The sequence below is a fragment of the Salinilacustrithrix flava genome, from assembly GCF_041228405.1.
GTDB classification, from domain to species: Bacteria; Actinomycetota; Acidimicrobiia; order Acidimicrobiales; family Salinilacustritrichaceae; genus Salinilacustrithrix; species Salinilacustrithrix flava.
Window position 1 is genome coordinate 3,087,231 of the sequence record NZ_CP133888.1, and the last position, 10,682, is coordinate 3,097,912.

At 71.5% G+C, this 10,682-nt stretch carries 9 protein-coding genes; 4 read left to right on the top strand and 5 right to left on the bottom strand.

The features are described 5' to 3' along the window. Positions 1 to 49 precede the first annotated feature (49 nt). Positions 50 to 1,399 (bottom strand): DUF222 domain-containing protein, encoded by a 1,350-nt coding sequence (locus tag RGQ06_RS15240; protein ID WP_432430442.1) that lies wholly within the window; start codon positions 1,397 to 1,399, stop codon positions 50 to 52. A gap of 311 nt (positions 1,400 to 1,710) precedes the next feature. Between RGQ06_RS15240 and RGQ06_RS15245 the strand changes: the two genes are divergently transcribed. The 4 genes from RGQ06_RS15245 (at position 1,711) to RGQ06_RS15260 (ending at position 4,426) form a co-directional block, all read left to right on the top strand. Beyond that, entirely contained in the window at positions 1,711 to 2,247 is a 537-nt protein-coding gene (locus RGQ06_RS15245; RefSeq protein WP_432430441.1) for a hypothetical protein, read from the top strand. Between the two features lie 55 nt (positions 2,248 to 2,302). After that, on the top strand, positions 2,303 to 2,506 hold the full coding sequence (locus RGQ06_RS15250) for a type II toxin-antitoxin system VapB family antitoxin (protein ID WP_432430440.1): 204 nt from the start codon (positions 2,303 to 2,305) through the stop codon (positions 2,504 to 2,506). Beyond that, on the top strand, positions 2,503 to 2,898 hold the full coding sequence (gene vapC, locus RGQ06_RS15255; protein ID WP_432430439.1) for a type II toxin-antitoxin system VapC family toxin: 396 nt from the start codon (positions 2,503 to 2,505) through the stop codon (positions 2,896 to 2,898). The genes RGQ06_RS15250 and vapC overlap by 4 nt, the downstream gene beginning before the upstream one ends. Positions 2,899 to 2,995: 97 nt before the next feature. Further along, positions 2,996 to 4,426 (top strand): HAD-IB family hydrolase, encoded by a 1,431-nt coding sequence (locus RGQ06_RS15260; RefSeq protein WP_432430438.1) that lies wholly within the window; start codon positions 2,996 to 2,998, stop codon positions 4,424 to 4,426. A gap of 162 nt (positions 4,427 to 4,588) precedes the next feature. Here RGQ06_RS15260 and RGQ06_RS15265 read toward each other — a convergent pair whose 3' ends face one another. The 4 genes from RGQ06_RS15265 to RGQ06_RS15280 form a co-directional block, all read right to left on the bottom strand. Beyond that, positions 4,589 to 5,635 carry a cell wall-binding repeat-containing protein gene (locus RGQ06_RS15265; RefSeq protein ID WP_432430437.1) on the bottom strand — a complete coding sequence of 349 codons (1,047 nt, stop codon included), beginning with the start codon at positions 5,633 to 5,635 and terminating at the stop codon, positions 4,589 to 4,591. After that, positions 5,632 to 6,384 carry an LPXTG cell wall anchor domain-containing protein gene (locus RGQ06_RS15270; protein WP_432430436.1) on the bottom strand — a complete coding sequence of 251 codons (753 nt, stop codon included), beginning with the start codon at positions 6,382 to 6,384 and terminating at the stop codon, positions 5,632 to 5,634. The genes RGQ06_RS15265 and RGQ06_RS15270 overlap by 4 nt, the downstream gene beginning before the upstream one ends. A 133-nt stretch (positions 6,385 to 6,517) precedes the next feature. Continuing rightward, positions 6,518 to 8,887 (bottom strand): DUF4012 domain-containing protein, encoded by a 2,370-nt coding sequence (locus RGQ06_RS15275; protein ID WP_432430435.1) that lies wholly within the window; start codon positions 8,885 to 8,887, stop codon positions 6,518 to 6,520. Positions 8,888 to 8,948: 61 nt separating this feature from the next. Then, a complete protein-coding gene (locus RGQ06_RS15280) occupies positions 8,949 to 10,646 on the bottom strand; it encodes a polysaccharide biosynthesis tyrosine autokinase (RefSeq protein WP_432430434.1) in 1,698 nt (565 codons plus the stop codon). Between the last annotated feature and the right edge of the window lie 36 nt (positions 10,647 to 10,682).

The window sequence follows — 10,682 nt, forward strand, 5'->3', positions numbered from 1 at the left end:
AGCAGCGCACCCGGGACCGCAATGGTCTCCGGATGCGCCGGCGAATGCCTCAGCGGGCGGTGGTGAAGTCGTCGTCGAACAGGTCGCCCTGAGCCACGGTGGCCGCTGGTGGACTGGCCTCGGGCGGGTCGCCCGAGGACGGCGGACGGCGGGCCGCCCGCTGGTCGTCCGGTGGTCCGGTGCCCGTCGGACCACGCCAGGGTTGGCCGGTCTTGCGGTCGACCAGCCAGCGGCTGCCCGGTGGCCCGGCGAACTTGAGGTCGTGGCGGGTCTTGAGGTCGTGGCAGTGCCAGCACTGCCACGAGAGGTCCTCGACCTTGGTGTCCTTGGTGAGGGTCCAGCCCTCGTTGTGGTCGATGTCGAGCAGGTGGCGGCTGCCGCAGCGCTCGCACCGGCAACCTCGGGCTTCGAGGGCGGTGCGCTGGGTGGCGGTGACCTGCCGGCCCAGGTGGGTGACGTGGGCGACGTCGGTGCCCTTGCGGAACACGACGGTGAGGAACGCGTCGGAGAGCAGGCGTCGGATGGCGGCGACGGAGACGGGGCCGACGCCTGCGATCTCGCAGGTCTCGTCGCCTTCGACGCGACCCCGGTTGAGGGCCTCGACGTCGATCAGGGCGATGACCTTCTTCTCCGGGCGCACGGCCTGCCCGCTGCCCGTGCCTGGCGAGGTGCCGCCACCGGCCGAGCCCAGGAGCAGGTCGCGGACCACATCCGCCGTGTAGGCCTCGACCGGTTCGTTCCGTCCGGCGTGGCGGGCGTCGGCGAAGGCTCGATCGATGAGGGGCTTCAGGCGGGCATCGATCTCGTTCATCGATTCACCTGGTAGCCGGAGCAGCAGGTTGCCCATGCCGTCGGCGTCGTCCCAGCGGCGCATGCCCCGCTGGCGGTGGAGGCGCCGACGACGTTCGTCGCGGTCCTTGTCGGCCCTGGCGCGTTCCTCGGCCACCTTGCGGCGCAGGTCGTGCAGGGGTCGGCGCTGGGCGGTGTCGAGCAGGTCGTCCTCCGCGGCCGGAGATGCTCCGGCGCCCTCGGAGACCTCGTCGGCCTGGTCGGGCGACACCTTGCCGCGGCGGATGGCGTCGTCGGTCTTGGGCTGGGACTTGAGTCGCTTGGAGGTGGACAGCTTGCGCCGGGCCCGGGTGGTGCCGGTGCCGGTCTTGCGGGCGATGTCCTCCTCCGGGGACTTGGCCCCGTTGCCCTTCCACGCCCCGGCTTCCTCGTAGCGGGCCGCCATGCGCAGCACCGCACCACCCGCAGTGCGCTCCAGGGCGGCGAAGGTGTCGAAGACCTCGACGACCTGGTGCATCGGCACCGCGGCCGGATCCAACCGGGCGCACACGTCGAGCACGACCGAGAGTGCCTCGGACACCTCCGCTGCGGTCGCCGGACCCGTTGCCATGTCGACCAGAGTAGCGAACACCAGTTCGAGTTGCAACCGAAAAGTGCCGGAATGTCCGGTTTCCTTCACGCTCCTCGCCGTCCGGCCGCGCCCATCCGGCGCGGCCGGACCCGAGGTCAGCTCCGGCGGGCGCATCGGGCGTCGTCGGCGCATCGGGCGTCGCCGGCGTGTCGGGTGTCGTGCTTCGCACGTGTCGTGGTCGCTCCATGCCGGAGCGTGCGAGCCGGGTGGGCAGCGGCTGCCCGAGCCCCGAGGTACGGTCGCCGAGCAGGGGTGGGACGCATCCCGGATTCATTCGAGAGGAACTGGCAATGCAGCCCCACCCGAAGAACCCCTGGATTCGGCGCGCGCTCGCCTTGGTCCTGGCACTGGCCCTGGCCGGCACCGCAGCCGCCTGCGGCGACGACGATGCCTCCAGCGACGGCGGCACGGTCATCCAGAGCGACGCCGACGGTCCGTTGGGCGGCGATGGCGACGTCGACGACCCCAGCGACGACGACAGCGACGAGGCGGCCAGCCCGGAGGACCTCGGCATCGAGCTCGGCGACTGCGCCCAGGCGATCACCGCGCTCGGTCAGACCGCGGCCGGCCTGACCGTGCCCGGCGACGACGGTTCCGGCGTCGAGGCGCTGGCCGACGTCGTGCCCGACGAGCTGCAGAGCGAGGTCTCCACCCTGTCCGACTCGGTCGAGACGATGCAGACGGCCTTCGACGACGCGGGCGTGGAGGGCGGCGACCGGGACGGCATCGAGGCGGTGGAGGACGAGAACGAGGACGTGCTCGACGCCGCCCGCGACGCGCTGGACGAGATCCAGGACCACTTCGAGGAGACCTGCGAGTCGCGATGAGCCACACGTCGCCCCGAGCAATCCGGCTCGGGGCGACGAGGTGTATCATTGGTGTATGGCTCGCACCAACATCGACATCGACGAAGACGCCTGCGCTGCCGTGATGGAGCGGTTCCACGTGCGGACGAAGCGGGAGGCCGTGAACCTCGCACTCAGGTTGGTCGCCGGTGAAGCCCTCGACCTCGAGGAGGCAAGGAGCCTCCGAGGCGCCGGGTGGGAGGGTGATCTCGAGGAGATGCGCGCCGGCCGAGCAGGATGATCCTCATCGACACCTCCGCATGGGTGGAGTTCCTCCGGAACACCGGCAGCCCGGTCTGCGAGGAGGTCGACCGGCTCCTGGCTCAGGACGTCGCCGTCTGTGATGCGATCAGGATGGAGCTGCTGGCCGGCGCTCGCGATGAGGCCCACCTACGCAGCCTGCGCGGCCTGCTCGCCCGAGCCACGGTGGTCCCGACCGAGCCTGTCGACTACGAGGTCGCCGCCGCGCTGTACCGCTCGTGTCGCCGTCGGGGCGAGACCGTCCGGAAGCTGATCGATTGCTTGATCGGTGCGGTCGCCGCCCGACATGGCGCCCCGATCCTGCACGCCGACTCCGACTTCGACACCCTGGCCCGGCACACCGACGTCCTCGTCCACCTGCCGCCCCGCTGACGCGCACGTCGTCGGGGCGACGAGGCGTGACGACGCGACTGCCAGAACGGGGGAGCGCCGGACACGTCGGCGGCCGCACCGGGTACCGTCCGATCCGATGTCGACGCCCGCTGCCTTCTTCGACCTCGACCGCACCCTGCTCCGCGGCGCGAGCGGTCCGATCCTCACGGGCGCGCTGCGAGCCGCCGGCGTCATCAGCGAACGGGTGATCCCGGGCGAGAACCTGCTGTACCGGCTGTTCAACGCCGTCGGCGAGAACCGGCCCGCCATGCTGCTCGCCCGCCAGGGCGCCCGGTTCAGCAAGGGCCAGAAGCGAACCGACGTCCAGCACGCCGGCGAGCTGGCCGCCGAGCTGCTCGTGCCGATGGTGGGCGCCTACGCCGCACCGATCATCGAGAAGCACCGCGAGGAAGGTCGGCCGGTCGTGCTCGCCACCACCTCGCCCTACGACCTGGTGAAGCCCTTCGCCGACCAGCTCGGCCTCGACGACGTCATCGCCACCCGCTACGGCACCGACAGCGACGGCCACTACGACGGCACGATCAACGGCCACTTCGTGTGGGGTCCGGGCAAGCTCTCGGCCTGCGAGGAGTGGGCCGAGGCCAACGGGGTCGACCTCGGGGAGTCGTGGGCCTACTCCGACAGCTTCTACGACATCCCGCTGCTGTCGGCGGTCGCGCACCCCAGGGTCGTGAACCCTGACCCGCGCATGTTCGCCCTCGCCACGCTGCGCCGGTGGCCCATCCGCTACCTCGACAAGCCCGAGGGCGTGCCCAAGCTGCTCGGCATGATCGAGCCGGCCGAGGCGCTGCTGCCCTTCGCCCGCCCCGAGCTGGTGCCCTACGCCCGCTTCGACATCGCCGGCACCGAGAACATCCCGGCCGAGGGTGGCTGCATCGTCGTCGCCAACCACCGCTCGTACTTCGACACCCTGGCCATGGCGCTGACGATCTCGAAGACGGGCCGTCCCGTGCGCTTCCTCGGCAAGAAGGAGGTGTTCGATGCGCCCATCGTGGGCCAGCTCGCCACCGCCATGGGCGGCATCCGGGTCGAGCGGGGCTCCGGCTCCGACGAGCCCCTGCGCGCCGCCGCAGAGGCGGTGGAGGCCGGTGAGCTCATCGCCCTCATGCCCCAGGGCACCATCCCCCGCGGTCCGGCGTTCTTCGACCCGGAGCTGAAGGGCCGCTGGGGTGCCGCCAAGCTGGCCGCCATGACCAAGGCGCCGGTGATCCCGGTGGGCATGTGGGGCACCGAGCAGGTCTGGCCCCGCTCGTCCCGCCTGCCGAACATCCTGAACGTCACCAACCCGCCCCTCGTCACCGTGCGGGTGGGGGAGCCGGTCGACCTGAAGTACCGCTCGCCCGACCCCGACACCAAGCGGATCATGGCTGCCATCAGCGAGCTGCTGCCCAAGGAGTCCCGCAAGAAGCGGAACCCCACGGCCGAGGAGCTGGCCCGCACCTACCCGCCCGGCTACGAGGGCGACCCCGAGTCCGAGGTCGAGCGGCGGCCGGGCACCGACACCTGAGGGCGGTTCGGCGCGCCGCGCCGGTGAGTGCGACACCACGACTGCCAGTTCGAGGACGACTGCCAGTTCCAGAGGGTGCACCGACGACCCCAGGACGCGAAAGAGCCGCCCGGTGCACCCTGGGAGATCCCAGGAGCGCCGAGCGGCTCTGACGGCGTCTGACTACGGGGTGCGGCCCGCTTGGACCTCGGCGGCGTTGACCGTCGAGTCGGTGACGGCGGCGGGGCCGCCGTACACGTGGATCGTGCTCAGCGTCTCGGCCTTGTCGGCGAAGTAGTCGCCGGTGGGCGTCCCGAGCTGGTCCGGGGTGAGCGTGAGCAGGATCGGCGCGAGCTCCTCGCCGGCGTTGGCGCTGCCAGACAGCGCATCGGCGAAGTCGTCGCCCCGAGCCAGGTTGGCGTGGGTCACCGAGAAGCTCAGCTCGTCGACGGCCAGGTCGGCGATGGCCACGGCCGTGGCCGTGCGGTCGTTGCCGGCGATGCGGCGCACGTCCACGCCGAGGGCGGTGACCTCCGCTCGCACGGTGGAGGAGACGGCGGCGGGGCCACCGAGGATGATGACCTGCTCGATGCCCAGCTCCTGGATGGAGGCTGCGGCCTGGTCCGACAGCGTGTTGCTGGGGGTGAGCAGCATCGGGAACGCCGAGGCGTAGGCGAGGGGGCCGCCGCTGAGGGCGTCGGCGAAGCCCTGGCCGGAGGCCAGCAGGGCCGTGCGGCCGATGTCGCCGTCGAGGGAGCCGATCTGATCGGCAGGGACGGCGTCGGCGATGGCCCGGGCGGTCGCGAAGCGATCGGTGCCGGCGACCCGGTCGACCTCGATGCCCATCCCGGCGATCTGCTGGCCGACGGCATCGCTGACGGCGGCGGTGCCACCGACGACGATGACGCCGCTCACGTCGAGGTCGGTGAGGGAGTCGAAGGCGGCCTGGCTGAGGTCGTCCTTGGCGGTGAGGACCACCGGACCGTCCAGCGCGCCGGCGAGGTAGCTGGCGGCGAGGGCGTCGGGGTAGGACTCGCCGCTGGCCACGACGGCGACGGTGACGTCCTGGCCTTCGAACGTGGCGCCGGCGATGAACTGGCTGGTCTGGTACCGGTCAGTGCCGGCGATCCGGGTGGCCTCCACGTCGGTGGTGGCGAGGGCGGCCCCGGCGGTGGCGACGGAGACGACGCCGACCGCGAGGGCAGAGACGAAGGTGCGACGGATGTTCACTTTGCGAACCCCCCACGGCGACGGAGCAGGACCAGGCCGGTACCGGCGAACAGCAGCGCTGCACCGATGGTGACCTGGGCGGAGATGTCGTTGCTGCCCGTGGTGGGCAGGGCGCTGGCCGCCTGCACGCCTTCCGGCGTGCGGACGTTGAGCGTGCTCTCGGGGGACAGGACCAGGCCTGCGCCGCTCTGGGTCACGGCTTCGACCACGGCAGCTTCGCTGGCCGGGGTCACGTTCGACTGCACGTCGGCAACGGCAGCGGGCACGGGTGCGGCTGCTGCGGCGGTGGCGGCGAAGGACTCGCCCTCCACGGCCGAGGCGGAGGCGACGCCGTTGCGGACGACGATGGCCACGATGGCCACGACCGGGTTGCCGTCCGTGTCGACGCCGGTGACGTAGAGGAAGTAGACGCCGTCCTCGGTGGCCGGGATGGTCACGGTGTCGCTGACGGAGCCGTCGGCGTTGGCGTCAGGGGAGCCGAGCTCGACGCCGCCGGCGTCCTGCTGGGCTCGAGCCAGGTTGATGGAGACCTCGGTGCCGGGTGCGAACACCGGGGGGACCGTCACCGTGACGGGGTCGCCAGGGGCGACGTCGTCATCGGAGACGTTGGCGACGGTGCGGGGCTGTTCCGGCTCGCCCCCCGGGACGGGGGTCGTGGTGGTGGTCGTGGTCCCGCCGCCGCCGCCGCCATATGGGTCGGTCTGGGCTGAAGCTGGGAGCCCGGTGGTGAGGACCAGTGCGGCCCCCACGGCCAGTGCCAGTGCAAAACGTCTCAAGGGATTCTTGCCTTCCTGTCCGCCGACGATCGATCGATCAGGGCAAACCTAACTGGTCAAACCGAACATGTCGATGATCGATCCCAAGTGCTCCGTCTCTGCCAGTTCAGCTGCCGCTGCCGGCCACGAACCGACGGGGCTCCCGCTGCTCGAACGTGGCCCGTGCGACGCCCGAGTCGTCGCGCAGACCAGCGACCGGGACCACCTCTTCGCCGCTCCACCCCGACACGCTGACCTGGACCTGGTCGGGCCGCACCACGGGCTGGGTCCCGAGGTCGAGCACGTAGGGCTCGCCGGGTTCGACGAAGCCGGAGAGGTACAGCTCGAAGGTCGCCTGCTCGCCCGACTCGATCGTGTGCACCGTCCAGTGGAGGTTCCGGTCGTAGGCCTGCTCGGTGACGAGGACGATCGGCGCGCCGTCCAGGGTGGCGGCATCGAGGTCGAGGGCGGACCAGAAGTCGACGAAGAGGCGGCTGCGGCCGAGGGGGCCGGGCTCGGGGAAGTTGGTCCCGCCGATCAGCCGCTCGGACAAGCCCGAAGCGGGTGCGTCGTTGGTGATCGTCACGGTGGCTACGGCGTCCACGCGACCGGTGACGGGGTCGTGGCGCACGTCGTAGGCCAGGGTGCGCTGCTGGAACCAGTCGATCTTGGACTGCCCCACGTTCTGGGTGACGAGCTCGAAGTAGTCGCCCTCCACCTCGGGCACGGCGCCGGTGATGTCCATCTCCTCGAACAGGGCCTGCTCCTCGGGCCGGGCGCTGTAGAGCTTGATGCGCTGGCCCTGGACCATGGGCGAGAGCGTGTGCAGCACCTGGGCCGGCGCCGGCAGCGTCGTGGAGGTGAGGCGGTCGAAGGTCGCCTGGATCGTGTCGATGACGAACTGCCGGCCCTCGGCCGAGCCGAGGCGCTGGTACTGGTCGAAGAGCAGCGCACGCCGGACGTTCTCGGCCGTGATCGGCCCTTCCCACTCGGGCACCTCGATGGGGCCGGTGAGGGACAGCAGGGCGGCGAGGACCGACGGGTCGACGCTGATGACCCCGTCCACGGGGGTGCCGCCGGCCTGGGGGTAGACGGTGGTGATGGTCGCCCCGACGGTGGGGAAGTGGGGCACGTTGGTGACGTTCTGGAAGTACCGCTCGGGCCCGGTCCCGGGAAAGCGGCTGTACTCGGTGGCCAGCGGCCCGAGGTCCCATGGCACACCGACCGGGCGGAGCTCGGCACCCTCGCCGGCCCGCACCAGGTCGACCTGACCGTCCTCGATCAGCAGCTCGCCGAACCCGCCGGCGATGCCGCCGCTGGCCCGCTGCTCCGAGGGCGTCTGCATGAGCACGAACCAGCGCCGGGGCTCGTCCGCCCCCAGCAGCTGGGGGACCAGGTCGAGGGCGCCGAGCAGGAACTCGCCGTCGTCGACGGCGTCCACCAGGCTCTGGTCGAGGTCCCGGAGCCGACGGGCCAGCGGCCCGGGCAGCTCCTCGTCCTCGAGGCGATCGACCGCGGCGCGGGCCCCGGGCACCGCGGCCAGCGTCCGTTCGAGCGGTGGGGCCAGCTCGGCGATGGCGGCGAGGTCGATCCGCCCGTCCCGGATCCGGAGCGCGTCGCCGGCCGCCAGGCGAGCGCTCTCGAGCGCAGGTGCGACGACGGCATCGGCCGCCGCGGTCAGCCGTTGGCCGGAGTCCAGGTAGCGGCCGAGCACCGGCACCAGACGCCCGGGTCGCATCCACGCCGCGCGCAGGCCCTCGTCGGCGGAGCTGAGCCGGGTCGAGGCCCGCTCGAGCTGGGCCACGGCGACGTCGGTCTCACCCGACCGGGCGGCATCGAGGCCACGGTCGGCAGCCCGGGCCCCGTCGCGCACGTCCTGTTGGATGCCGAAGAGGCCGAAGGCGAGGAGCCCGACGACCACCAGGCCGACCGCAGCGAAGGCGGCCGACAGGATGAGGGCCGGCTTGCGCTCCCGGCTTCGGGCGTGGCGGAAGCCGGACACGACCACGACGACGAAGGCCACGGCGGCAAGGACGGCGGTGGCATAGGGCGTGTCGGGCCAGGTGAGGCGGAGCAGCGCCTGGGCCTGGAGCGCACCGATCACGACGCCGAGGGGACGGGCCGGTCGCCGCATGCGGGCCGACCCCGTAGACAGGCCGAGGGCCACGAAGGCCACGACGCTCCACGGCCACGCCCCGACGCTGCCCACGGCGGCGGCGGCCCCGGCGATCAGCCGGGCGTCCCGCTTGGCCCGACCGGCGGCGAAGGTGAAGACGGCCGCGAAGAGCGCCCGCCAGACGATGTCGACCCCGTCGATGCCGGTGGGCGCCACCGGCGCCAGCGCCCCGCCGATGCCGGCGGCCACGATGACCGCCCGCGTGAACGCCCGGTAGGGCTTGTGGAACATCCGCGACCGGCGCTTGGCGAGGGCGTGGATGCCCACCGCAGCGGCGACGCCGGCGACCAGCGCGACGGACGTTTGGAGCAATGCAGACAAGACCCGGAGATGGTAGAGGGGTCCTCAGCCGCCCTTACACTCGCTGGACCCGCCCGCGGGTTCAGCGGCTGAACAGCTTGGGCTTCGGCTTGTCCCCGGCCGAGGAGTCCTCGGCCTCGTCGTCGTCCCGGCCCGCCTCGACGGCGTCGCCGTACCCGTACCCGTAGCCATAGCCGTACCCGTAGCCGGCGTCGGAGTCGATCTGGTTGACGCTGACGCCGATGACCTGGGCGTTCACCTGGGCCAGCAGCTCGCGCATGCGGGACAGCGACTTGACCTCGGCCTCGTTGGCGTTGGCCACCACGATCACCCCGTCCACGTAGCCGGACAGGATCATTGGGTCGGTCACCGGCAGCACCGGCGGCGAGTCGATGATCAGCACGTCGCACTCATCCCGGAGCAGGGTCAGCACCTGGCGGGTGGCCTGGAGGCTGAGCAGCTCGGACGGGTTGGGGGGCGGGGGACCGGAGGGCACCACCACCAGGTTGGGCACCCGCGTCCGGTGGAAGGCGTTGCTGCTGAGGTTGGAGTCGAGCAGCATCGACGTGAAGCCTGCGCTGTTGTCGATCCCGAACTCCTTGTGCAGCCGGGGTTTGCGCAGATCGGCGTCGAGCAGGATCACCCGCTTGCCGGCCTGGGCCAGCGAGATGGCCAGGTTGGCTGCCGTGGTGGTCTTGCCCTCGCTCGGCTTGGCACTGGTGACCTGGATGGCCTCGAGTGGCCGCTCGAGCCCGACGAACTGCACGGCCGTGCGCAACGTGCGGTACGCCTCGGCAGCTGGGGAGTTGGGCGCCTCCATGGTGGCCAGGTCGTGCTGGCCGTCCTTGGCCGCAGAGATCACCGGGATGAGGCCGATAGTGGGCCACCCCGTGATGCGCTCCATCTGCTCGCGAGACCTGACCCTGTCGTCCAGCGTTTCCCGCAGGAAGGCAAGCCCGACGCCGAGCATGAGACCGACGACGAGGCCGAGCACGCCGTTGCGCAGCGGCTGGGGCTCGAAGGGCTCCTCGGGCACCTGGGCGGTGGAGATGATCTGCGCTCCACCGGTGCGAGTGATGCGCTGCGACACCTGGAGCGACGACAGCTCGGCCCGGTACAGGGCCAGCGAGCTCTGGATGGCACCCACCTCGGGCAGGATCTGGGCCTCGAGGTCAGCGATCTGACCCCGGATGTCCTCGCGCTCGTCCTCGCTGCCGGCGACGAAAAGGCTCTCCTCGAGCGCGTCGAGCGGCGCCTGGAGCTCGTCCTGCTGCAGCAGCAACGAGTCGATCTCGGCCTGCACCGTCTGCTGGGCTGCGAGCAGGTCGTCGATGGTGCGCTCCCGCTTCCACTCGACGTAGGTCTCGGCGTAGAGGTTCGCCTCAGCCGCCGCCAGCTCGGGCTCGGTGGAGGTGGCGGAGATGCGGATGATGTCGGTCTCGCCGACCGCGCCGACGTTCACGTCGGGCTCTCGACCGAGCTCGTCCTCGACGGCGTCCTGCACCAGGTTCGACTCGATGACCCCGATCTCGGTCTCGACCCGGTTCTGGTTGACCCGCGGGTCGATCTGATCCGTGCCGCCCAAACGGCGCTCGGCGTCGTCCCCCTGCAGCAGCACTTCGGCTCCGGCGCGGTAGTTCGGGGTCTGCGCCAGCGAGAGGCCGACGGCGACGGCGGCGACCAGCACGGTGGTGACGATGATCAACCACTTCCGCCGGGTGACGACGTCGACATAGTGGCGGAGGTCCAGTTCGTCCTCCGCCGATTGCATCGGGACCATTTGCGCAACCGTAGTGGTCTCCACGCGGACCACCTC